The 23,345-nt window shown below is 55.3% G+C and carries 22 protein-coding genes; 14 read left to right on the top strand and 8 right to left on the bottom strand.

Features of this window, described 5'->3' with window-relative positions:
* Positions 1 to 83: 83 nt before the first annotated feature.
* From putA to E0L35_RS15940, 4 genes are all read right to left on the bottom strand, one after another.
* Positions 84 to 3,275: a bifunctional proline dehydrogenase/L-glutamate gamma-semialdehyde dehydrogenase PutA gene (putA, locus tag E0L35_RS15955; protein WP_138800839.1), complete on the bottom strand. Its 3,192-nt coding sequence runs from the start codon at positions 3,273 to 3,275 to the stop codon at positions 84 to 86.
* A gap of 162 nt (positions 3,276 to 3,437) precedes the next feature.
* Entirely contained in the window at positions 3,438 to 4,259 is an 822-nt protein-coding gene (locus E0L35_RS15950; RefSeq protein WP_022522991.1) for an AraC family transcriptional regulator, read from the bottom strand.
* Positions 4,260 to 4,319: 60 nt separating this feature from the next.
* Entirely contained in the window at positions 4,320 to 4,679 is a 360-nt protein-coding gene (locus tag E0L35_RS15945; RefSeq protein WP_138800838.1) for a hypothetical protein, read from the bottom strand.
* A gap of 269 nt (positions 4,680 to 4,948) precedes the next feature.
* Positions 4,949 to 5,356 carry a CBS domain-containing protein gene (locus E0L35_RS15940; protein WP_022522993.1) on the bottom strand — a complete coding sequence of 136 codons (408 nt, stop codon included), beginning with the start codon at positions 5,354 to 5,356 and terminating at the stop codon, positions 4,949 to 4,951.
* Positions 5,357 to 5,597: 241 nt separating this feature from the next.
* On the opposite strand from E0L35_RS15940, the gene E0L35_RS15935 reads away from it, so the two are divergent.
* From E0L35_RS15935 to E0L35_RS15900, 8 genes are all read left to right on the top strand, one after another.
* Positions 5,598 to 6,158 (top strand): YqaE/Pmp3 family membrane protein, encoded by a 561-nt coding sequence (locus E0L35_RS15935; RefSeq protein ID WP_138800837.1) that lies wholly within the window; start codon positions 5,598 to 5,600, stop codon positions 6,156 to 6,158.
* Between the two features lie 88 nt (positions 6,159 to 6,246).
* Positions 6,247 to 7,116 carry a carboxylate/amino acid/amine transporter gene (locus tag E0L35_RS15930; RefSeq protein ID WP_022522995.1) on the top strand — a complete coding sequence of 290 codons (870 nt, stop codon included), beginning with the start codon at positions 6,247 to 6,249 and terminating at the stop codon, positions 7,114 to 7,116.
* A gap of 63 nt (positions 7,117 to 7,179) precedes the next feature.
* Positions 7,180 to 8,115, top strand: a complete 936-nt coding sequence (locus E0L35_RS15925; protein ID WP_027958678.1) for an NAD(+) kinase — start codon at positions 7,180 to 7,182, stop codon at positions 8,113 to 8,115.
* 2 nt (positions 8,116 to 8,117) lie between these two features.
* On the top strand, positions 8,118 to 9,104 hold the full coding sequence (locus E0L35_RS15920) for a metallophosphoesterase (RefSeq protein WP_027958679.1): 987 nt from the start codon (positions 8,118 to 8,120) through the stop codon (positions 9,102 to 9,104).
* 240 nt (positions 9,105 to 9,344) lie between these two features.
* Entirely contained in the window at positions 9,345 to 10,196 is an 852-nt protein-coding gene (locus E0L35_RS15915; protein WP_009287098.1) for a rhomboid family intramembrane serine protease, read from the top strand.
* 10 nt (positions 10,197 to 10,206) lie between these two features.
* Complete coding sequence (locus E0L35_RS15910) at positions 10,207 to 10,491, top strand: DUF1315 family protein (RefSeq protein ID WP_022522996.1); 285 nt, start codon at positions 10,207 to 10,209, stop codon at positions 10,489 to 10,491.
* Positions 10,475 to 11,335, top strand: coding sequence for a DUF2797 domain-containing protein (locus E0L35_RS15905; protein ID WP_051430530.1), 861 nt, complete (start codon positions 10,475 to 10,477; stop codon positions 11,333 to 11,335). The genes E0L35_RS15910 and E0L35_RS15905 overlap by 17 nt, the downstream gene beginning before the upstream one ends.
* A gap of 78 nt (positions 11,336 to 11,413) precedes the next feature.
* On the top strand, positions 11,414 to 11,839 hold the full coding sequence (locus E0L35_RS15900; RefSeq protein ID WP_022522998.1) for a CopD family protein: 426 nt from the start codon (positions 11,414 to 11,416) through the stop codon (positions 11,837 to 11,839).
* Between the two features lie 25 nt (positions 11,840 to 11,864).
* Here the strand turns inward: E0L35_RS15900 and E0L35_RS15895 are convergent, their stop codons facing one another.
* The gene (locus tag E0L35_RS15895; RefSeq protein WP_022522999.1) at positions 11,865 to 12,326 is read right to left on the bottom strand and encodes a DUF2231 domain-containing protein; all 462 of its coding nucleotides are present in this window, start codon (positions 12,324 to 12,326) and stop codon (positions 11,865 to 11,867) included.
* 36 nt (positions 12,327 to 12,362) lie between these two features.
* Between E0L35_RS15895 and coxB the strand changes: the two genes are divergently transcribed.
* From coxB to E0L35_RS15875, 4 genes are read left to right on the top strand one after another with little or no spacing between them, the layout of a single operon-like run.
* On the top strand, positions 12,363 to 13,406 hold the full coding sequence (coxB, locus tag E0L35_RS15890) for a cytochrome c oxidase subunit II (protein ID WP_138800836.1): 1,044 nt from the start codon (positions 12,363 to 12,365) through the stop codon (positions 13,404 to 13,406).
* Positions 13,403 to 15,943, top strand: coding sequence for a cytochrome c oxidase subunit I (ctaD, locus tag E0L35_RS15885; protein WP_138800835.1), 2,541 nt, complete (start codon positions 13,403 to 13,405; stop codon positions 15,941 to 15,943). Before coxB ends, ctaD begins: the two co-directional genes overlap by 4 nt.
* 3 nt (positions 15,944 to 15,946) lie before the next feature.
* Entirely contained in the window at positions 15,947 to 16,294 is a 348-nt protein-coding gene (locus E0L35_RS15880) for a hypothetical protein (protein WP_138800834.1), read from the top strand.
* 47 nt (positions 16,295 to 16,341) lie between these two features.
* Complete coding sequence (locus E0L35_RS15875) at positions 16,342 to 18,486, top strand: cation-translocating P-type ATPase (RefSeq protein WP_138800853.1); 2,145 nt, start codon at positions 16,342 to 16,344, stop codon at positions 18,484 to 18,486.
* Here the strand turns inward: E0L35_RS15875 and E0L35_RS15870 are convergent.
* Entirely contained in the window at positions 18,483 to 18,782 is a 300-nt protein-coding gene (locus E0L35_RS15870; protein ID WP_138800833.1) for a winged helix-turn-helix domain-containing protein, read from the bottom strand. The two genes, E0L35_RS15875 and E0L35_RS15870, sit on opposite strands and share 4 nt — an antisense overlap.
* Before the next feature lie 41 nt (positions 18,783 to 18,823).
* Positions 18,824 to 19,897: a PA0069 family radical SAM protein gene (locus E0L35_RS15865; protein WP_009287094.1), complete on the bottom strand. Its 1,074-nt coding sequence runs from the start codon at positions 19,895 to 19,897 to the stop codon at positions 18,824 to 18,826.
* 169 nt (positions 19,898 to 20,066) lie between these two features.
* Here E0L35_RS15865 and E0L35_RS15860 point away from each other — a divergent pair, with 169 nt between their 5' ends.
* Together E0L35_RS15860 and E0L35_RS15855 are read left to right on the top strand one after the other, a co-directional pair.
* Positions 20,067 to 20,798, top strand: a complete 732-nt coding sequence (locus E0L35_RS15860) for an SDR family oxidoreductase (RefSeq protein ID WP_022523005.1) — start codon at positions 20,067 to 20,069, stop codon at positions 20,796 to 20,798.
* 60 nt (positions 20,799 to 20,858) lie between these two features.
* A complete protein-coding gene (locus tag E0L35_RS15855; protein WP_009287093.1) occupies positions 20,859 to 21,398 on the top strand; it encodes a DinB family protein in 540 nt (179 codons plus the stop codon).
* Positions 21,399 to 21,530: 132 nt separating this feature from the next.
* Here the strand turns inward: E0L35_RS15855 and pgi are convergent, their stop codons facing one another.
* A complete protein-coding gene (gene pgi, locus E0L35_RS15850) occupies positions 21,531 to 23,198 on the bottom strand; it encodes a glucose-6-phosphate isomerase (RefSeq protein ID WP_009287092.1) in 1,668 nt (555 codons plus the stop codon).
* Positions 23,199 to 23,345: the final 147 nt, after the last annotated feature.

Here is a 23,345-nt window from a genome sequence, read left to right as displayed (position 1 = left end):
TGTATGTAACGATCCCTATATTATTTTCGACCATGAGATAGTTTCCTGTTCAGGAGTTCAGGTTAGTGATGTTGATGAGTAGTTCACTCATCGCCTAGCGCCAACAGCGACGCATTCCCGCCTAAGGCGGCGGTGTTATTCGTAATCGTTTTCTCGGTGACAAAGCGCTGCAGATAGTGAGGGCCGCCGGCTTTTGGGCCAGTGCCTGAAAGGCCTTGACCACCAAACGGCTGCACGCCCACCACGGCACCGATGATATTACGGTTGATGTACACGTTACCCACGCGCATTTTCTGGGCGACTTCAGCGGCAAACGATTCGTTGCGGCTGTGCACGCCAAACGTCAGGCCGTAGTTGCGACCGTTGATGTCGTTGATGACCTTATCAAGCTGGCTAGATTTGTAGCGCACGATATGCAGGATTGGCCCGAACTGCTCGCGGGTCAGCGCATCGATGCTGTCGATAGTGAAAGCGACGGGGGCTACGAAAGTACCCTCCTGGGTATGCTCAGCGGCCATTGGCGTTTCAGCGACAAGGCGATTTTCAGCCTTGAGTTTTTCGATATGCTCCAGCAGGCCTTTGCGGGCGTCTTCGTCGATGACAGGACCAACATCGGTTCCCAGTTCGCGGGGGTCGCCAATGTGTAGCTCGTTCATGGCGCCTTTGAGAATTTCGATCACTCGGTCGGCAACATCGTCTTGCAGATACAATACGCGCAGTGCCGAACAGCGCTGCCCGGCGCTCTGGAAGGCTGACTGAACCACATCCACCACGACCTGCTCGGGCAGGGCAGTGGAGTCGACAATCATGGCGTTCATGCCGCCGGTTTCGGCGATTAACGTGGGCAGCGGGGCGTTCTCCCTTGCCGCCAGGGCGCGGTTGATAATTTGTGCGGTGTCAGTGCCACCCGTAAAGACCACGCCGGTAATCCGCGAGTCGGAGGTCAACACGCTGCCTACCGTCGGGCCATCGCCGGGCAGTAGCTGAACCACATCCCGGGGCATACCGGCTTCGTAGAGCAGCTCTATGACCCGGTGGGCAATAATGGAGGTCTGCTCCGCCGGTTTGGCCAGTACGGTGTTACCAGCCACTGCCGCGGCCACTACCTGGCCACAGAAAATTGCCACTGGAAAGTTCCAGGGGCTAATCGCCGCGAATACGCCTTTGCCGCCCATCATCAAGCGGTTGGATTCGCCGGTGGGGCCGGGCAGCACAATCGCTTCGCCAAAGTCCTCTTCTGCGCGCATGGCATAGAAGCGGCAGAAGTCGACGGCTTCTCTGATCTCATCGACGCCATCGGTAAGTAGCTTGCCACCTTCCCGGGAGCAGAGTGCCATTAGTTCCGCCATATGCTCTTCCATCAAATCGCCCAGGCGACGCACGATAGCGGCACGTTCAGCCACGGGCGTAGCATCCCAGCGGGGGAAGGCGGCCCAGGCAGCATCCAGGGCCTGGGTTGCCTGCTCTTTGCTGGTCCACTGCACGCTGCCCACAGTTTTGCGGCGGTCATAAGGGCTGGTGACGCTATGGGTATTAGCTGTGTCGTCTGCGACTTCAAAGGCCAGCAGCGGCTTGGCCGGGTACTGCTTGCCCATAAACGCGGCCATCTTCTCCATCAGCGGGTAGTAGTGGCTGCGAATGTTCAGGTTGACCCCGCGAGAGTTGCGTCGTTTAGGGCCGTAAATATCCTTGGGCAGTGGAATGTTCGCATTGGCCAGGTTTTTCTGCTGGCGCAGGGTCTCAATCGGGTGCTGACACAGTGACTTGACCGGTACATCCGGGTCGACCAACTGGTGAACAAACGATGAGTTGGCACCGTTCTCAAGCAGGCGACGAACCAGGTAGGGCAGCAGGTCTTTATGTGCTCCCACCGGGGCATAAATGCGGCAGTAGGTGCCTTTCGGTGCGCGCTCAAGCGCGGCGTCATAAAGGGCTTCACCCATGCCGTGTAGGCGTTGAAATTCGAATGGACGGCTGTCGCGGTTGGCGAACTCCAGGATCGTCGTCACCGTGTGAGCGTTGTGGGTCGCGAACTGAGGGAAAATACGCCCACGGGTATCGTTAGAAAGCAGGAACTGTGCACAGGCGAGGTAGGCAACATCGGTGCCCGCTTTGCGGGTAAACACCGGGTAGCCGTCAATCCCGAGCTGCTGGGACTCTTTGATTTCAGTATCCCAATAGGCGCCTTTGACCAAGCGTAGCGGAATCTCATCCCCCTGCTGGTCGGCCAAACGATTGATGTAGTGCAGCACCGGCAGGGCGCGCTTGGAGTAAGCCTGGACGACCAAGCCAAAGTGCCCCCAGCCTTTGGCGGCTGCGCTTTCGTAAACCGCGCGGAAGACTTCCAGGGAAATCTCCAGGCGATCAACTTCTTCAGCGTCAATCGTAACGGCCACATCCAGCTCGCGCGCCTTGCTCACTAGCTTGATAACGGTGTCGACCAGCTCAGCTAGCACCTGCTCGCGGCGGCCAAACTCATAACGGGGGTGGAGCGCAGAGAGCTTGATGGAGACCGACGGCGCCGGGGTCTTATCGCTTAAGGTTTTGCAGGTTTTTCCCACTTGCTCGATCGCGCGTGCGTAGTCGTCAAAATAGCGCTGTGCGTCGTCCCGGGTGCGCGCAGCTTCACCCAGCATATCGTAAGAGTAGGTGTAGCCTTTATTGAACAGTGGTTTGGAGCGCTTGAGGGCTTCATTGATATCGCGGCCCAGCACAAACTGTTTGCCCATGATCTTCATCGCTTCGTACATGGCACGGCGAATAACCGGCTCGCCCATGCGATTGACCATGCGATTAATAAAGCTGGCGGGCTGACCCTCCTTAGGGTGATCCATTTTCAGCACGCGGCCAGTCATCAATAAGCCCCACGTAGAGGCATTGACCATCCAGGATTCGCTCTTACCTAGGTGAGACTGCCAATCGGCGGGGCCGAGTTTGTCCTCGATCAAGGCGTCGGCGGTGGCTTTATCGGGGATGCGCAGCATAGCTTCCGCAAGGCACATCAGCATCAGGCCTTCATGGGTATCCAGGCTGTACTGCTGTAACAGTTCGTCGATGGTATCGACAGCCGTGTCCATCTTACGGACGTCCTCAACCAGCGCAGCGGTATTGGCTTCAATGCGGGCGAAATCTTCGCGGTTGGCATTCAGCACCTCGATCAGTTCACTGACGTAACTATTTTCGTCCACTAGGTAGTGGTCGCTAACGCGCGCCATGAGGGTGTCGAGATCGGTTTGCCAGATGGCAGGGTCACGCATGTGGTTGGCATTGAGCATTGAAGCCCCCGAAAGTCTGAACAGAACAAATGGGTAACAGGGCATTTCGCCCAAGCAAATAAGCGAATGTAGAGTGCAGCTACCTTTGGTGTATGTTGATTTCAGGGCAAAACGTGTCAATTTCGCGGCAAGAGTAGCCTTTATACGACTTTAGTAGAGTTTTTACTGGCCTGCTACTGACCCTAAAGCAGCGTTTGATGGGTTAATCGAGATCGGTGGTACATCTGCCTGACGTAATTTCCGCGGCGATAATCCGTAACTGCGGCGAAATGCATGAGAGAGCGCGCTTTGGTTGGCAAAGCCGGTTTGAATCGCAATATCGGTGAGGGGCAAGCGGCTTTGCAGGATCAGTTGACGGGCCGCATGTAGACGTTGGCGCTTGACGTACTGCCAGGGCGAAAGCCCCGTTTGAGCGCGGAAGCAGTCGGAAAAATGCGCTTCGCTTAGACAGGCTAGCCGCGCTAAATCGGCGACGCGCAGGTCTTCGGCGAGATGTTGACGAATAAAGCGGTTAATACGCGTCAAATCCAGGCGCTGCTGCGTACTGTTGGCGGTAGTACCTAGGCGCGCTTTTAGTGAACCCAAAAGCGTGGCGGCTAAACGGTCTTGCTGAAAGGAGTTTGTCGATGTATCCAACCCTTGAGCAAGTTCGCTCTGCATAAACGCTAGGTAGTGGCGTAGTGCGTTATCTAGGCCAAAAAAGCGTGGGGCATCGAATAGTGCTACCAGTTCGCGGTTCTCACCGGTTAGCGCAGGGGCGTCTTCGGGAAGATCGAAAATTAACTGCCGGTTATGGCCGTAACCTGAGTAGTAGTGCTCGTGGTTAGCGGGCACGATACAGCCCGAGAATGCATTTACTCGCCCACCCAAGCCTTCAATTTCAAATTCTGAAGAGCCGCATAGCGTAATCACAATCTGATGAAAATCATGTGTGTGGTGATGTGTAGCGCTAGCTAGCGGTATTTGTCGAATGGTACTGGGCATGCAGTTCTCCTGAATTGCATTAGGTCTCCTGAACCGCAATACGCCTTCAAAACACAACAGCTACTGCTGGCGAAGGGCAGTGTGGGCGGATAAATGGTCGCGAAGGGCCTGAAGCTCTGCCTGTCCCTCTTGATTGAGCAACGGCTTGCCCTGGGCAACCATCCAACGGCGGCCGTGCTGTTCCATCAGGTGTGCGGCACGGCGCCTGATGCCGTCCAAGTACTCGTTGTGCCGAATAGGGTAACCGATTATCGCGTTCCACTCGGTTTCGCTCACTTTGCTGCTGAGCGCTTTATCAAACAGCGCCAGTAAATCTTTAGGCTCAGTACGGTAACGTGGGGTGCTTGACGTCATCAGCACCAGCATTACCGCACCAATCACGAGTAAGCAGACTCCAAACACTAATAAATACAGCGCCATTCGCTCTGCTCCTGGGCGTCATCCGTTAATAAATAGCTACGTTATTATACGCTTGGCGCCGCTCGGGTCGGAAATTTTACTTTTTTGCGAACTTTTACTTCATAGCGTGTCTGAGTATGTACAGGCAACATCGCGATAGCAGTCGCTAAAGTTGTTGTCCTGGCTCTTTGTTTTGATCCCTTGCTTCCGCTACTTCTTGAGTAGCGGCTTTTTTTTGTCTAAAGCTCAACTGTTCTTCGACACCTGATTTGAAACCGTTAAGCACTCTGCTAGTGGCGACGTATAGCCAGCAGCGCTACCAGGATATCACGTCGTGTCACAATTCCTATTAGACGCTGCTGTTCCACTACTGGGTAGACTTTGGGTTTAGGGCCTAGCATCTCCTGGGCTAGGTCGGTAATGCTTTTATTGGGAGAGACGCTGAGCACTTCGTGGCGCATCATCTCTTTCACCAGGGGCGCTTCATCGTCATGATAAATGCTGTCCAGCACACGTCCCATGACATCCTGCTCCGAAATAAAGCCGATTAAACGATCACTCTCATCCACAACCGGTGCGCCAGGCAGGCGATGCAGTGCCAGCCCCTTGGCCAAGGTTGTTATCGAGGCGTTGGGTGAAACGCGGTAGCAATCACGGGACATGATATCGCGGACGATGCTAGGGGTTGCTCTATTCATGGTGGGCGCTCCTCGCTCATCGTATTCAGCGCTATGGCAAATCGGGTATCGCAAATTATGCGAACTGATAAGTCGTCGCTAAGTGCTAAAGTAGCTTCAACACTTTCACTGTAGGCGATTTAAGCCGCTGTGTTCTAACTGCAAGCCGTGTTTTTTCAACGCTATAAGTACTGAATTTTCTAAGCCGTTAATTTTCTAACTGCTCAAATGACCTGCAAGTTAACGAAATAAGGAGCTACTCATGGATGCACGTGAGTACTTAAACCGCAAAGGGGTAGGGCTCGACCGCGACCCTGACCGGCCAAATACCTTGGAAGAGAAGGCCTGGGAGCGTGCGCGGGGTTCCGGTCACCAGCGGCCAAAATCGGGGACGCCTCACGACTGGGAGGATTGGGAGCGTTATCACGATGACCTGGCAGAAGGGGCTGAAACCCTAGAGCAAAAAATTGATAAAGAAGCCCACCGACTTGCCCAGGAGCGGGCAGCTAAGGCCGCGGCTGAACCAGCCTCCAGCTCAGTGGAGCACTTCACTCCGACGTCTAACGTTGATCCAGCGCCTGCCGAAGCCGCGTCTGCCAAAGCCACGCCGCCTAAAGCGACGCCCTTAGAGCAAGCGGAACAAACTGTCCCGGAGCCTGGAGCGTTAAAATTCGCCTACTATGCTCTTGCGTTACTATTGCCGCCGCTGGCGGTAGGGCTAACTGATGGTGGTCGTAAGCGAGTAGGGGTAGCTGTGTTGCTAACCCTAGCGGGCTGGCTGCCCGGTGTCGTGTATGCTTTTTGGTGGTTGCAGCAGCGTTAACTAAAGACCCTTGCAGACGTTAACTACTTGGCAGCCTGATCCAGGTGCGTATAATCCCGGTAAACTAATTTACAAGTCGGGGTTTACGATGGGTTATTTGATAGGCGTCACGGCGCTATGGGCGTTCTCATTTTCGCTGATAGGCGTCTATTTGGCGGGCCAGGTCGACAGCTACTTTGCAGTACTTTTGCGGGTAACGCTTGCTACCCTGGTCTTCCTGCCTTTTTTAAGACCCAGCCTTCTGCGGGGTAAGCACCGGCTGGCGCTTATGGGCTTAGGTGCTATACAGCTGGGAGTAATGTACACCTTCTTCTATCAATCCTTTCTGCTGCTGTCGGTACCTGAAGTGCTGCTGTTTACTATCTTCACGCCTATTTATATCGCGCTACTGGATGATCTGCTGTTTGGGCGTTTTACGCCGATTTATATCGTGACTGCACTGCTCGCCGTCGTTGGGGCGGGGGTGATTCGCTATGACGGCGTTGATAGCGGTTTCTGGGCAGGCTTTTTAGTTGTGCAGGGGGCCAACCTCTGTTTCGCGCTTGGTCAGGTAGGCTATCGCCGTTTAGCCGCTGATTTGCCACCTACCCTGGCGTGGCACAACGTGTTTGGTTGGTTCTTTATTGGCGCGATGGTCGTGGCCCTGCCTGCTTATTTACTCTTTGGTAACAGCGCAGCACTGCCTACCACGTCACTACAGTGGGGCGTGCTCGCATGGTTGGGGCTAGTGGCTTCTGGCGTGGGCTATTTTGCCTGGAACCAGGGCGCCACCAAAGTAGATGCAGGCACTTTAGCGATTATGAATAATGCGCTGGTGCCGGCGGGGCTAATCGTCAATCTAGTGATTTGGAACCGCGATGCGGATATTCCGCGTTTGCTGTTGGGGGCACTTATCATGGCCGCCTCCCTATGGCTCAATCACTGGTGGTGCCAGCGTCGTCAGGTAGCCGTTAGCTAAGCCTATTTGCCCGATAGCTGAGGTGTCCCCATAATGGCGACTTATGTTAGCGAGAGTCGGCCCATGAGCAACACCTTATCAGCAGACGCTAAGTCAGCGCCCTCCAGCGATCCATCAAGCAGAACCTTTAAAACTATTGGGCTGATTGGTCGGCTGGGGAGTGACAAAGTGGTCGACTCCCTTCAGCGGTTGGTAACCTACCTAGTCGCCCATGACTACTCGGTATTAGTGGAAGATCGCACCGCTACTGTCATACCGCACCATGGTCAGCCGGAAGCCAGCCGCCGCATGCTGGGCGAGCTGTGTGACTTGGTGATTGTGGTAGGGGGCGATGGCAGTCTATTGGGCGCGGCGCGTGCGCTATGCCGCAGCGGTACGCTGATTTTAGGCGTTAATCGGGGCCGCTTGGGGTTTCTTACCGATATCTCCCCAGATGAGTTGGAAACCCGCGTCAGTGAAGTGCTGGCGGGGGAGTTTGAGGTTGAACAGCGTTTTTTGCTCGATACTGTGCTCTACCGTAATGGCGTTGCCGTAGGTAATGGCGATGCCTTGAACGAAGTCGTGCTGCACCCCGGTAAAGCGGTGCGCATGATAGAGTTTGAGCTGTTTATCGATGGTCAGTTTGTGTATAGCCAGCGCAGCGATGGCTTGATCGTTGCCACTCCCACCGGTTCTACGGCCTATGCGCTCTCTGGCGGCGGGCCGATCATGCACCCCAAACTGGATGTTGTGACGCTGGTGCCGATGTTCCCGCATACGCTGTCGAGTCGCCCCATTGTGATCGATGCCGCTAGTGAAATACGTATTCACATTGGCGAAACCAACCAGTCCTACCCGCATATCAGCTGCGATGGACAAACTCGCGCGGTAGCCAAGCCCAACGATGTGCTGGTGATTACCCGCAAGCCTGAGCGTATCCAGCTGGTGCACCCCATCGGGCATAATTTTTACGAAGTGCTGCGCAGCAAATTAGGCTGGAGCCATCGGTTGGGGGATTGAGTATGGAGGGATACGACCTCATTGGCGATGTCCACGGCTGCGGTGCTACGCTGGCCTCACTACTGGAAAAATTGGGTTACCACCAGCGCAACGGCGTCTATCGCCACCCGCGTCGCAAAGTGATTTTCCTCGGTGATTTGATTGATCGTGGCCCGAGAATTCGCCTGGCAGTGACCATTGCCCGGCGAATGGTCGAGCAGGGCGAAGCGTATATCGTCATGGGTAATCACGAGTATAACGCCCTGGCGTATACCCATCCTGGGCCTGCAGGTAGCCACAAACGCTGGTTGCGCGAACATACGCCGCGGCATAATCGTATTATTCAGGACACCCTAGAGCAGTATCGCGACTACACCAACGAGTGGGAAGACACCCTGGCGTGGTTTAAAACCATCCCTTTGTGCTTGGAAATCGATGGTATCCGCGTGGTGCATGCCTGCTGGGATGAGGCGCTGATTGAAGAGCTGAAACAGCGCCGCCCTGATTACTGCATGGACACACAGTTTCTGATTGAGTCCACCAACTCCAAAACCCAGGCGTTTCGAATTTTAGACCGCCTCACCCGGGGCCCTCATGTCTCACTACCCAAAGGTATTGCGATACACTCTGGCGATGGCTTTACAAGACAAAGCTTTCGCGCCCACTTTTGGGCCCAGGCACCTCAGCAGTGGGGTGATGTCGTCTTTCAACCGGATAACTTGCCCGGCGACCTTGAAACGCGCGCATTGACCCACGAAGAGCGCCAGAAACTTAGCTACTACGGGCCAGAGCAGCCGCCGTTGTTTATCGGCCACTACTGGTGTGAAGGCATACCGGCACTGCCGACACATAATATTGCCTGCCTAGATTACAGTGCCGTGAAATATGGGCGTTTAGTGGCTTATCGCTGGAGTGGTGAGAGAGTATTAAATGCCGACCATTTTGTGTGGATTAAGGTACCAAAAGAGGAAAGGGCGCTGCCCAAACCCTGGGAAATCGACTTTGATTAACAGTTGTTTCATTTTATTACATAAAATTACATATTTTTTTCAAAACGGCTGAACTAACCCTGCCGCTGGCCATCTGAGTAAGTGTTCCCTTGAATGATCCCTTGCTTTTATTCTCCGGCGGTTCCCACCGCCGGTTTTTTTTGCCTGTTTGTTGGCAACCGTGTGGTTCATTCAGTAGTTGTCTTCAATAGCTACCCGCTGCGGTCAGCATGCCGCAAGCGCTTTGATTAGAGGGATGTCATGCATCCAGTGATGCTTCTGCCCGATCACGCGGATACCAGTGAACTTCGCCAAGCACTCTGGCGCCACCGCATTGGTCACCGCATTACCGATGAAGCGGACGGCCAACTGCTATGGATAGCCGACCCACGCCAGCTTGGCGAACTTAAAGCACTGCTAGAGCGCTGGCAGCGGGGCGAACCCCTGGTGCTTCATCAGGCTGCTCAGCGCCCGCGCACCATGACCAACTTCTTGGCATCGTTAAAGCAAGTGCCGGTAACGGCGCTGATGATTGTCATTAGTCTGGTGGTATTTGCCCTGATTGGTGTTTTTGGTGACCAGTTGATTGTCACTCTAACCATCGTGCCGATAGGTATTTCAGGGGGTGAGCTGGTCTTCGGTAATCTGTCTCAAACGCTTACGTCAGGACAAGTATGGCGCTTTTTATCGCCTGCTTTTCTGCACTTTGGCTGGATGCATTTAATATTTAACCTGATGTGGGTGTGGTACTTCGGACGTCAGATTGAAGCACTCCAAGGCAGCCGTACCATGTTACTGCTGTTGATTGTGGCGGGCGTTGGCGCGAATGTGGCGCAGTACGCGACCGGCACCGTGCTATTCGGTGGCATGTCCGGGGTGGTATATGCCTTACTGGCCCACGTTTGGTTGATGTCACGCAGGGTGCCCCAAAGCGGCTTCTTTGTACCGCAAATGCTGGTGGTCTTTATGCTCGGCTGGATGGTGTTCACCATGACTGATATGGCGGGCAGCGTTGGTTTTGGCAATGTCGCTAATGAAGCACATTTGGGCGGTCTACTCGTGGGGCTTGTCACAGGCTGGTATTATTCATCCCGCCGTTTGAAAAACCGTTAAGAGGCCTGCAATGAGCGAAATGACGTTCGAAAAAATGATCAACCAGATGACCCCAGCGATTTATGAAAGCCTTAAACAGGCGGTATCGCTGCGCAAATGGCCCGACGGTCGCCGCTTAACGCCGGAACAGACCGAACTCTGCTTGGAAGCCGTCATGCGCTTTGAGGTGGAGAACAACGTGCCGGAAGAGAGTCGCGTAGGGTATTTAGAGCAGCGTACCTGCGGTGCAGCGGCTAGCGGTGCTGGCGTAACGCCTGAAATGGCGGGTTTGGCACGGGATGCCACGCGTGATTGAAGCGGCAGTACCGGGCTTTTCAGTACAGGGCTGTTTAAGCAAAATGGCGGCAGCGCTACCTGGCCGCCAAGATCAGCCGGTGGTTTACCACTTACGCGCGGGTGAGCACCGTGTTGCGCTTAACGAGCGTATCGGTGAGCCGCTTAGTTTGCGGTGGACGGGAGCAATTGCCTGTACCCACTGCGGGCGAGCAACCAAGAAGAGCTTTGCCCAAGGCCACTGTTACCCCTGCTTCAAGCGGCTAGCCCAGTGCGATACCTGCATTATGAAGCCGGAAACCTGCCACTTTTTCCAAGGCACTTGCCGTGAGCCGGAGTGGGGCGAGCGGCACTGCTTCCAGCCCCATATCGTCTATTTGGCTAACTCGTCGGGGCTTAAAGTCGGCATCACTCGCAAAACCCAAATGCCTACCCGCTGGCTGGATCAAGGCGCGATCCAGGCGCTGCCGATTCTTGAAGTGGATACTCGTCAGCAGTCCGGTTTTGTCGAAATGCTGTTTAAAGAGCAGGTGGCCGACCGCACCAATTGGCGTGCGATGCTCAAGGGCGACGTCGAAACCATGGATTTAAGTGCCGAGCGTGACCGTTTGCTAACCCTGCTAGCCGATGGGTTGCACCAACTGCGCGAAACCCATGGTGCGGACGCCATTCGCTTGTTGGAACAGCCAGCGCAACATTTTCACTACCCCGTCAGCGTTTTTCCCAAAAAAGTGGTGTCGCATAACTTTGATAAACAGCCGCTGGTCGAAGGCGTGCTGCAAGGCGTCAAAGGGCAGTATTTGATCCTTGATAGTGGGGTCATTAATCTCCGCAAATTCACTGGTTATGAGATCCAGGTAAGTTGAACGGCTAGCCATAAAGGGGGGCTTTGACTAAGGTTAGGGGGGATCTGCCCCCGCCTTACGCAACGCAAGGAAGCCCCGATGCCTTGGCTTAAACTGCTTCACATTGCCGCGCTAGTGATCTGGTGCGGCTCACTGCTTTATCTGCCCGCCTTGCTTAGCCAGGCACTGCAGCTTCGCAAAGACGCGGGCTTCGCTCAGGGCACACCGCCCATGCCGCGGTTTTTTTATAACTCAGTCGCTACCCCGGCCGCTTTAGTGGCTATTGCCTCGGGCACGCTGCTATTTCTCATCCATGGTGTGTTGGGCGGCTGGCTGATCTTAAAGCTGGGTGCCGTAGTGGCCATGGTCGCCGCTCATGGCAGCTTTGGCTGGTTAATCTTGCGCCTTGAGATGGGCCACTACCGCTGGGTAAAACCCGCCAACTGGACGGCGCTATGTGTTGCGTTAGCGGGCATTATAGGTGTGTTGGGGCTTGTGTTAGCTAAGCCACTGGATTGGAGCTAAAGCCGTGTCTTTTAACAGCTTAGTTTTAATCCTCAACGTCGACCCCCACGGCGTGCTCATACACCAACTGCCCACCCAGCCAGCCTGCCAAAGCGATCAACGCGGCGGTGAGCAGCGATACGGCCAGCCCCCAAGGCAAAATCGCACTCGGGTCGTTGAAGCGCAGCAGCCAGTTCAGCGACGCCAACGAGAGCATCACCACCGCGACGATAGCGTGGCTCCAGCCGGTAATCAGGCGGCGAATGCGCGGCACAGTGACCAGGTCAATAATGCCTGCCGTGCTGGCAATCCAACCGCCAAATGCGCCGACACCGGCCAGCCACAAGCTGGCGCGCAACCAGAATGGGTCGCCGCTAAGCAGGAAACCGATATCGCTTGCCACCAGCGCCATCAGGGCCGCGACGGGAAAGTGAATCATTACGGGATGAAGCGGATGGCCGGCGAGAGATGCGTGGCTTTTAATCGAGCGCTGGCGAGGCTTTGCCATGATCACTTCCTGTGGGCAGAAAAAGGAATTCAAGGGATGAGGCTGATTATTCAACGCTTAACCAAGCAGCGGGTCAACTCACTTGGCACACCGCTAGCGCTGTTAGTCGGCCTGCTATTAGCCGGTTGCGCGGGGGATAAGTCTATTCTAGACCCGGCAGGCCAAGCCGCGCGAGACGTGGCGATGATTTGGTGGGTAATGCTGAGTTTTGGCACTGTGGTATTGGTGCTGGTGACTGCTTTTTGGCTGTATACCTTCAAGCGCAAGGAGGTTGTACGTACGCCTGCCGAGGAGCGAAAAATAGCGCGTCGCTGGATTATTGGCGGTGGCATTGTGCTGCCGGTGGTCAGCATTACCGCACTACTGGCCTTTGGTGTGCCCACCGGCCAGCGGCTTTTACCGTTGCCCCTGGCAGAACCGCCGGAGGTAATTGAAGTGATTGGCCACCAGTGGTGGTGGGAAGTGCGCTACCCCGGCGCAGAAGGGGTAGAGGTGGTGACTTCAAATCAGCTCATCATGCCCGCTGGTGAGCCAGTTGATTTTCACGTTACTGGTGCGGACGTTATTCACGCTTTCTGGGTGCCTCGCCTGGGCGGCAAGATCGATATGATCCCAGGGCGAGTGAACAAAATACGCTTGGAAGCGGACGAGCCGGCGGTATTTGGTGCTCAGTGCGCAGAGTTCTGCGGCGCCCAACATGCCCAGATGCAACTCTATGTGGAAGCCGTCGGGCGTGACGAGTACGACGCTTGGCTGGCCGCCCGTCAAACGGAAGCATTATCGTCGCTAGCTGCAAACGATCAGCAGCATGAGCCTGCCAGGGAGGCATTTATGACCCATTGCGCGAGCTGCCACCGGGTAGCGGGACTATCCTCTGGGGAGGAGGGGCCGGATCTTTCTGATCTTGGCAGTCGGACTAGCCTAGGGGCAGGGATAATAGCCATGAAGGAGGGCGCAGTTACCCACTGGCTTAAGCACCACCAACGCTTAAAACCGGGCAACAAAATGCCGCCCCACGATGATATTGAGACGGCCACCTTGGCGTCCCTGGGGGCTTGGCTGGAGACGCTAACCCCATGACCACCATTAACCGTGAAGCGACCCCAGAAGGCGATAACATCGCAGGCCCCAACCAGTTGCACAGTGACTTGCACGATATCTGGGGCAATCCGCGTGGCTTAAAAGCCCTCACCATTGTGAATCACACCACTCTCGGCCTGCGCTTTATGGTGACCGGGATGGCGTTCTTCTTGCTCGGCGGGCTGTTAGCCATGCTGTTGCGAACCCAGCTGGCGCTCCCTGATCAAGACTTTATGTCGCCGGATATCTATAGCCAAGTCACCACCATGCATGGCACGGTGATGATGTTTCTGTTCGCCATCCCCATGCTGGAAGGGTTGGCGATTTATATGATTCCCAAGATGATCGGCGCCCGAGATCTGGTCTGCCCACGGCTAACATCCCTGGGTTACTGGTGCTATCTGTTTGGCGGTATCATCCTATCGTTTAGTTTGATTCTGGAGATGGCGCCTAATAGCGGCTGGTTTATGTATACCCCGCTTAGTGGCAGCGAGTATTCACCGGGTTTGGGCTCAGATTTCTGGCTGTTAGGGATCACCTTCGTTGAGATCTCCGCGCTGTCTGCCGGGGTCGAATTGGTGGTCTCGATACTGCGTACACGCACTCAGGGCATGGCGCTGCACAAAATGCCGCTGTTTGCCTGGTATATCCTTGCCATGGCGCTGATGATCGTGGTCGGTTTCCCGCCGCTGATTCTGGGCAGTATTCTACTGGAGCTTGAGCGCGCAGTGGGGATGCCCTTTTTTGAAGTGACCGGTGGCGGTGATCCGATTCTATGGCAGCACCTATTTTGGCTGTTCGGCCATCCCGAGGTTTACATCATTTTCCTGCCTGCGGCGGGCATTGTCTCCACGCTGATACCAGTGTTTGCTGGCCGTCCGATCGTTGGTTACGGCTGGGTGGTCTTCGCCATTACCGTGACAGGCTTTATCAGTTTCGGACTATGGGTTCACCACATGTTTACCGTGGGGATTCCGCAACTGGCTCAAGCATTCTTCTCCGCGGCCAGTATGCTGGTGGCGGTACCTACCGCGATTCAGGTGTTTGTCTGGCTGGCTACGCTATGGCTGGGTAAGCCCAAAATGAAGCTTCCAATGCTATGGATCATGGGCTTCCTGATTATCTTCGTGTGTGGAGGTTTGACTGGAGTAATGCTGGCGCTGGTGCCCTTTAACTGGCAGGTGCACGATACCCACTTTGTGGTGGCGCATATGCACTATGTGTTGGTGGGGGGCATGTTCTTCCCGCTGATTGCCGGACTCTACTACTGGCTGCCGCTGTTTTCAGGGCGAATGCCTTCTGAAACCCTGGGAAAATGGGGCTTTTGGCTCACCTTTTTGGGCTTTAATGGCACTTTCTTGATCATGCACTGGACTGGCCTTTTGGGGATGCCGCGGCGGGTCTACTCTTATGAAACGGGCATGGGCTGGGATATTTTCAACCTGCTGTCATCCATGAGTAGCTTTATTATGTCGGCGGGGATTGCCATGGTGCTGCTGGATTTTGCGCTGCACTTCCGTTTCGGCAAACCCGCTAAGCATAATCCCTGGAACGCGGATACCCTGGAGTGGGCTAACAGTATGCCACCCAGCGCCTATAACTTTGTCAGCCTGCCAAAGATCGATACGCGCCACCCACTATGGGATGACCCGGATCTACCGCGCACCATGGCAGGAGGGCAACATAGCTTGGCGGTGGCTACCCATGGCCGGCGGGAGATGTGGGGCACCGACCCATTAACGGGCAAAGTGCGTGAAATCATTCACCTGCCGGGTAACTCCTGGTGGCCGCTGTTCGCCGCAATGGCATTGGCCGTGGTGTGTTTAAGCCTGCTGACGCGGCTATATCCGCTGGCGGGTATAGCCGTTGTCGTGGCCGGACTATTTCTACTGCGCTGGTCTTGGGAGAATGGTGCGCATCCAAAAGCGGCGCCAGATGCAGAGGTAGCCCCCGGTGATCCACCGCTGCACTCGCGCACCATGGATGGCCCAGGCTTATGGGCCATGTCGATCACGCTGCTTGCTAATGGTTCGTTCTTTCTCTCTTACCTGTTTGGCTGGTTCTATCTATGGACGGTCTCACCCGAGTGGCGGATGCCTGAGACCTCACCGCTCTCCTTGGTGGGGCTGATCCTTGCCGGGGTGGCGCTAACCGCTGGCATGGGAATTCTCGAAAAACTGGTGCGCGGTTTGCGCCAGGGTAAGGATGCGGGGCTGGCTGTGGGCATGTATTGCATCAGTGCTCTAGGCTTTGTGCAGGTTGCGATAACGCTTTGGGTGCTGCTGAGTGCAGACCTGGCGATTACCCAGACCTCCCATGATGCGATCATTATGGTTGGGCTGGCCTATGCGCTGCTACACGGCGGTTTAGGCGCGGTGCTGACCCTGCTTCAGGGCCTGCGGGTAGGTTATGGCTATGTGGGTGCCCATGCGCCTTTCGAACCAGCTGTGGTTGCTCAGTGGTGGCGCTATAACCTGGTGACGTTCTGGATACTCGTGGGCACGCTTGCCGTGTTGCCGCGTGTGATAGGGAGTTAAGCAATGGCTCAGCGCTTACACTTAACCCATCCATTGCATTTTGTGATTGGCTTAACGCTCTGGTGCATCTGGTTTGTGGCGGTTTATGGCGGACACGCAGTGGCCTGTGCTGTGGCGCCGCCCTCTCCCGAGCAGGGCGTATTCACCCTGGTGAACGCGATGCTGCTGGTGGTTAGTATCACGGCGATTGCGTTACTGGCGGTGCTAACAGTGGGTTGTTGCCGCATGGCTAGGCGCCATGAAGGGCGGCTGCGCTTTAATGCCACTGTTTCCGCCGGGCTGTATCTTTTCTCTACCTTAAGCGTTGTGTTTGCTGCAATGCCGATTATTGGTATTCCGCCTTGCCTGTAAGCGATGCGCTTAACAAAGAGGAAGAGCAGCTCTATACCCTCCACGGTATGTGGTGCACCAGCTGTGCCCTGGCCGTGGAGGGCTCTCTAAAGCGGCTTGAAGGCGTGCGTGAGGTTAGCGTCCACTACCCAAGCGCAACGCTCTGTATCAGCGGTACACCTGTCGCTATCCAGCTCCCAACGCTCGCCCCAAAGGTTAAACGTTTGGGCTATCGGCTTACGGAACTTGAGCCGGTGGCAGATGCCCATGGGCGTTTAGAAGAGGAGAGCCGCTACCTGACGCTGAGGCTAATGGTCGGTTCGCTGTTCGGCATGTGGACGATGCTCGCTTCACTATTGATATATGCGGGTGCATTGCCTTCGGAGCGGATTGAACTGGTGGTGGCGTGGGTATCGGGGGCATTTTCCTTACCTGTCGTGCTGTTCGCAGGCGTGCCGTTTTACCGGGCCGGGTGGCGCACGCTGCTCGCCAAGCGCCCCGGCATGGATGTTTTAGTTAGCCTGGGTGTTATCGGCGCGGTGGTGGTCTCGGTTTGGCTACTAGGGCGCGGTTCTGCAGAGGTCTATTTCGACACGGCGGTGATGCTGATTGTGCTTTTACTGGTTGGTCGGCTGGTGGAAACGCTGTGCCGCCACCGTGGGCTAAAAGCGCTCGATGCCCTGGCGCTTCCTAATGATGACATAACGGTTTGGCAGAACGAGCACTGGGGATCGGTTCCTGTGGATGAAGTGACGAAGGGAACGCGCGTCGAGCTAGAGCCCGGTGAGTCGATAGCCCTTGATGGGATTCTGGAAGCCCCAGGTTGGATCGATACTGCCTCGCTTACTGGCGAAAGCCTGCCTCGCTACTTTAATGCAGGACAGAAGGTCTACGCGGGCTGCCGCTACCTGGGGACAACGCCGATGGTAATGCAGGTGAGTGCTGGGGTAGGCAAGCGGCGACTGGATCGGCTGTGTGACGAAATGCGCCGCTATCAGGCCAAAAAAGGCGAATTGCAGAAACTCGCTGACCGTTTTGCCGCATGGCTAAGCCCACTAGCGCTAGTGCTAGCGATGCTAACGCTGCCCACTGCGCTGCTACTTGGGTTGGGCTGGGAGGATGCCTTTGTGCGCGCACTGTCGGTGTTAGTGGTTGCTTGCCCCTGTGCCGTGGGGCTTGCAGTGCCGCTGGCAAGTCTTGCCGGTAGTGGCCAGGCCATGCAGCAGGGTGTTGCGCTACGCGACCCGGCAGCGCTCGAAACCTTGGCTCACATTCGCTCGGTAGCGCTGGATAAAACCGGCACCTTAACCACTGGCAGCCACTCGGTGCTGCACTGGCAGGCTCGGGAGGGCATTGATAAGCACACTTTGCAGCGCAAGCTCAGAGCCGCTGTTGCTGGCAGCGAACACCCCTTGGCACAAGCGTTAGCGTGCTGGTCGGGCAGCCAACATGATCAACATCGCGAGCAATGCGTGGACGTAAACGAAGCGCCTGGGGAAGGGCGCCATGTGCGCTTAAGTAACGGTGAATGGCTGATGGTAGGCAGCGCCGGTTGGCTTTCTCGCCATCAGATAGCGCTGCCAGACCACGAGGAGGACACGACGCTGGCCTTTGCTTCTCAAGTGATGGTAGCTGATAGTGCAGGCTGGCTAGCCACGCTCTATCTTACTGATCAACCAGTGGAAGATGCTGAAAAAAGCGTGAAACACCTGCTAGATGCAGGGTATGTGGTGGCAATGATCAGCGGCGATCGGCAGGGGGCGGTTAGTTGGTTAGGTGAACAGGTGGGGCTTGGAAGAGAAGCTTGCTATGCCCAGCGCTCGCCTGAAGCCAAAGCGCGGCTTTTGCAGGGGTTGCCATCGCCAACGCTCTACGTGGGGGATGGCTTAAACGATACTCTGAGCCTGGCCGCGGCAGATGTTGGCATCGCTCCGCTAAGTGCCAGCGAAGCCGCCCGCGAAGGGGCTTCCGCACAGCTAATGACGCCAGGTATTAGTGGGGTAGTCAAACTGCTCAGCACTGCTAAACGCACGCGGCGCATCATGATTCAGAATCTGTTCTTTTCAGCGCTCTACAATACCTTGGCACTCGGGCTGGTGGTGCTGATGGCGATCCCCCCGCTAGTGGCGGTACTCGCCATGGCGGCAAGCTCGCTGACGGTTACCCTCAACGCTGCACGGCTGGCCTGGGCAGAGTCGGATGAAAATGGCTAAATTGCATAGCCAAGCGCCTGTTTAAGCCGCTCGGCGTGGGTGGCCACCCAGCGTGGATCTATCGCCCCCCAATCACGTATCTGGTAGCGACCAATGTTGTGGCGCTCGCCGTCATCCTTAGTAAATACACACTCGATATCCAACTCGGCAAGGGAGGCGATCGTATCCTGGGCGGTGCGTCGTGGCATGCCGGTGGCCTCGATTAGTGCAGGCACGCTGGTAGTACCTTGTTCGATCAAATGGGCGACGTATAAGCGGCGGTAAAAACTCGATTTGGTTTTGCTTAGAGCAGGCATTCGGCTTCCTTTGCAGCTGATTTATGCGCGTGCTGCTTAGCTTAAATGAATAAATCCTGCTGCGCTCGGGGTGGGCGAAAATCCCGGGTGTTCAAGCCCTGCTCGGTGCGATCCTGCATGTTCCACTGACGGCTGGCGCGGGCAAAGCGTTGTGCAATTAAATCGGCAAATACCCCTTCACCGCGAAAGCGCTTACCAAACTTGGCATCGTACGCTTTACCGCCACGGCACTGACGCATTAGGCTCATCACTTTTGCGGCGCGCTCAGGGTAGTGCGCTTCTAACCACGCTTCAAACAGCGGTGCCACTTCATAGGGTAAACGTAGCAGCATCCAGGCGGCGGTTCTCGCCCCTGCACGGCTGGCGGCTTCCAAGAGCTTTTCGATTTCATGATCGGTTAGCCCCGGAATAACCGGCGAAATGAGCGCACCAACTGGAACACCTGCGGTATTCAGTTCACGAATGGCCCGCAAGCGCGCCTGAGGCGATGCCGCCCGTGGTTCTAATGTGCGTTTCAAGTTGGCATCCAGGCTGGTCAAACTGACAAACACGCGCACCAGCCGGTGTTCGGCCATCTCCGCCAGGAGTTCCAAATCGCGCAGCACTAAGGTGCTTTTAGTCACCAGCGTTACCGGATGGCGACACTCCAGTAGCAGCTCCAGCAGGCGGCGAGTGGTTTTGTAGGTAGCTTCTAACGGTTGATAACAGTCGGTGTTGCCGGAAAGGTTGATCGGGCGGCACACGTAATTAGGGTGGCACAGTTCTTCGGATAACCGCTCTACCAATCCGCTGCGGGCAATCAACTTGGTTTCAAAATCCAGCCCTGGGGATAAGTCCCAGTAGGCGTGAGAAGGGCGGGCATAGCAGTAAACGCAGCCGTGCTCACAGCCGCGATACGGGTTCAGCGAGCGATCAAAAGGTAAATCTGGCGAGCGATTCCACGACAAAGCACTTTTGCTCACCTCCTCACGCACTTCGGTGGCGATAGTCGTAGAGGCCTCTTCCCGCCACCAGCCGTCATCTTCCTCCTCGCTGCGGGTAGGCGCAAAACGATTGTGCGGATCGTACGTTGCCCCGCGACCCTTATAGGAGCTTGGTGTTCCAAGAGATGTCATGGTTCACCTCTTTTGATATGGTTTTATATACAGTAGTTGTAAGGTGGCAAGAAATCAATAGCCAGTCAATTAATTAACTTGCAGTAGCTAAAAGGGCGCTACCCAAAGAACTATCGTGGGTTTAATGTGCAAGGTGGGTTTGTGACTAAAGAGCCAGCGAGGAAACGTTATGTCGAAAGTGGTCATCGTGACAGGGGGAAGCCGAGGTATCGGAGCGGCCACCGCAAAATTGCTAGGCGCAAAAGGCTATGCAGTGTGCGTGAACTATCTTGCTAATAGGGAGCTGGCAGATGATGTGGCTGATTGCATTATTCGAGCGGGTGGTCGAGCGTTTGCCTGTCAAGCGGATGTTAGCAGTGAAGCTGACGTTATCCGCCTGTTTGATGCAGCAGAAGAGCGCTTTGGCAAGGTGACACATTTGGTTAACAATGCAGGCATTCTGTTTACTCAATCCAAGCTGGTCGATATCGACCTTGAGCGCTTCAACCAAGTGCTTAATAGCAATGTGGTCAGCTGTTTTCTGTGCTCCAGAGAAGCCGTCAGGCGCTTCCCAGCAGGTAGTGCAATCGTCAATGTCTCATCGCTTGCCTCGCAAACAGGCTCGCCCTTTGAATATGTTGACTACGCTGCATCGAAAGGTGCCATGGATACCCTAACCAAGGGGTTGTCTCGCGAAGTTGCTGGCTCGGGGATTCGTGTTAACGCCGTTCGCCCCGGTTTTATCTACACTGATATGCATGCCGATGGTGGAGAACCAGGGCGGGTTGATCGTTTAGCTCCCCAGATTCCTATGCAGCGTGGCGGTAGCGCTGAAGAAGTGGCTAATACCATCGCTTGGTTGCTCTCGGACGAAGCCTCTTATGTAACGGGGTCATTCATTGATGTAGCAGGCGGGCGGTGATGCTGTTCTTCCCCCATATTTCAAACGTTCTAAATAGATGCTGCTTTTGGGTCTTAACTCATGACACTTCAACAACACTTCGAACAGTTAGCCACTTATAACCAGTGGATGAACACTAACCTCTATGATGCCGCCGGTAAGCTGAGCGCCTCTGAACTAGCTGAAGAGCGTGGCGCGTTCTTCGGCTCGATTTTTGGCACACTGAACCACATCGCGGTAGCCGACACGATTTGGCTCAAACGGTTTGCAACACACGCCTCTTCTTCCGCAAGGACGCTTGAAGTAATGGTGGCACTACCTACGCCAGAGCGTCTTGATCAGATTCTCTTTGATGACTTGAAGGGATTGAAAGCGCATCGCCAATGGCTCGATACCGTGATTATTAACTGGGTATCGGCGCTGACAGACGACGATTTGAGTACCACGCTGAGTTATCACAACATAAAAGGAGTGGCCTCAAAACGGCGCTACTCAAGCCTGATCGTTCACTTCTTCAATCACCAAACCCACCACCGCGGGCAGGCATCTACTTTGTTCTCCCAAGCCGGTGTGGATATTGGTGTCACCGATTTGTTGAATCTAATTCCGGATGAGTCTTAAGGGGAAAGCTTAGACAACGGGAACCGAGTTACTGGAATTAGTCATTTATTACAAACCGAAGGTTCCAGGGTTGCGAAGCGCCGTGGCTTGTGAAAGCCACGGCGTTGTTTTCTATCGATTTACCCTATCCATTCAACGCTTCTTCCGTGATGGCTTCTTATCGGCACTGGCCGGTGCGCTTTCCTTTTCGCCGCTACCACCATTGGGGAAGTGAGCGCGAACCAGTTCCAGCAGACCTTGAGTTGAGGTGTCGAAGTCAGCAGCGTTGGTGTCGATGCGTTCGCTGATTTCACCGGCGATGCGCTTGCCAAGCTGCACGCCCCACTGGTCAAAGGAGTTGATGTTCCAGATGACCCCTTGCACGAACACCTTGTGCTCGTAGAGCGCGATCAGTGCCCCCAGGTTTTTTGGCGTTAGCTCATCCAGCAGTAGGGTGCTGGAAGGACGGTTGCCGGGGCAGCTGTAGGGGTCGTGTTGACTGAGCTCTTTGCTGTCCCCTTGGCTGCCTTCCATAAAGGCGTTGGCCTGGGCGAGCATATTAGTCAGCAGTGCGAAGTGGTGGTCTTCAACGCCGGGCTCGGGCTTGAGTGAGGCAATAAAGTCGATAGGTACGTAGCGCGTGCCCTGGTGCAGCAACTGGAAGAAAGCGTGCTGGCCGTTGGAGCCGGTCTGGCCCCAGACAATCGGGCCGGTTTTGTAATTCACCGGGTGACCGAAAATATCCACCGATTTACCGTTAGACTCCATATCCAGCTGCTGCAGGAAAGAGGGTAGTTGGTTCAGCGCCTGGTCGTAGGGCACGATGGCTTGAGTTTCGGCGCCAATAAAGTTGATGTACCAAATACCAATCAGCGCCATTAGCACGGGCATGTTTTGCGAGAAGGGCGCGTTGATGAAATGGTTATCCATCTCATGAGCGCCTTCCAGCAGTTCGATAAAGCCTTCGAAACCGATCGACAGCGCAATCGGCAGCCCGATGGACGACCACATGGAGTAACGGCCGCCCACCCAAGCCCAGAATTCGAACACGTTCTCTTCGCGAATGCCGAACTCCATGGCCGCTTTGCGGTTGGTGGAGGCGGCAATAAAGTGCGCGCCTACGTCGGCGTCTTCGCCAGCGTTCTCCAGGAACCAGCGCCGCGCGGTTTTGGCGTTAAGCAGGGTCTCCTGGGTAGAGAAGGTCTTGGTGGAGACGATAAACAGCGTGGTGGCGGGGTCGAGGCGCGAAAGTACCTTCTGAATATGGGTGCCGTCCACATTGGAAACGAAGTGGAAGTGCAGCTCCGGGTGGCGGTATTTGAGCAGTGCGCGAACCGCCATATTGGGCCCAAGATCCGAGCCACCAATGCCGATATTGACCACATCTTTAATGCGTTTGCCGTTGTAGCCTTTCCATTCACCGCTGCGCACCGCTTCCGAGAACAGCTTGATCTGCTCGCGGGTGCGGGTTATCTCCGGCATAACGTCTTCGCCGTCCACATATACCGGCTCATCGCCTAAGTGACGCAGAGCCGTATGCAGTACCGGGCGGTTTTCCGTAACGTTGATAATATCCCCGGAGAACATCTGTGCCCGGCGCTGTACCAGTGCGGAGTGGTCGGCTAGCTCAATCAGCTTGGTAAGCACTTCATCGGAGACATGGTGCTTGGAGTAGTCGAGAAACAGACCGCCCACCCGTAAACTCATTTTCTCAAAGCGCTGCGGGTCATTGGTGAAGTAGTCACGAATGCGGTCGTTTGCGGTTTTGTCGCGCAAGCGTTCAAGTGCCTGCCAGGTAACACTGCGAGTGAGCTGAAACATAGGATGATCCGTTTGTTATAGGTGAATTGGTGATCAAAAAGTAGGTTATGTAAAAATACTACATAAAAAATGACAAAGAGTAGAGGGTATAAGTGGCGTAAAGAGGTACTAAATGCGTAAAGCGACGTATTTAAAAGGGCAGGCATG

It is taken from the genome of Halomonas sp. ATBC28 (assembly GCF_005937175.1).
Classification (GTDB): domain Bacteria; phylum Pseudomonadota; class Gammaproteobacteria; order Pseudomonadales; family Halomonadaceae; genus Vreelandella; species Vreelandella titanicae.
This window is presented reverse-complemented; position numbering and strand designations above follow the sequence as displayed.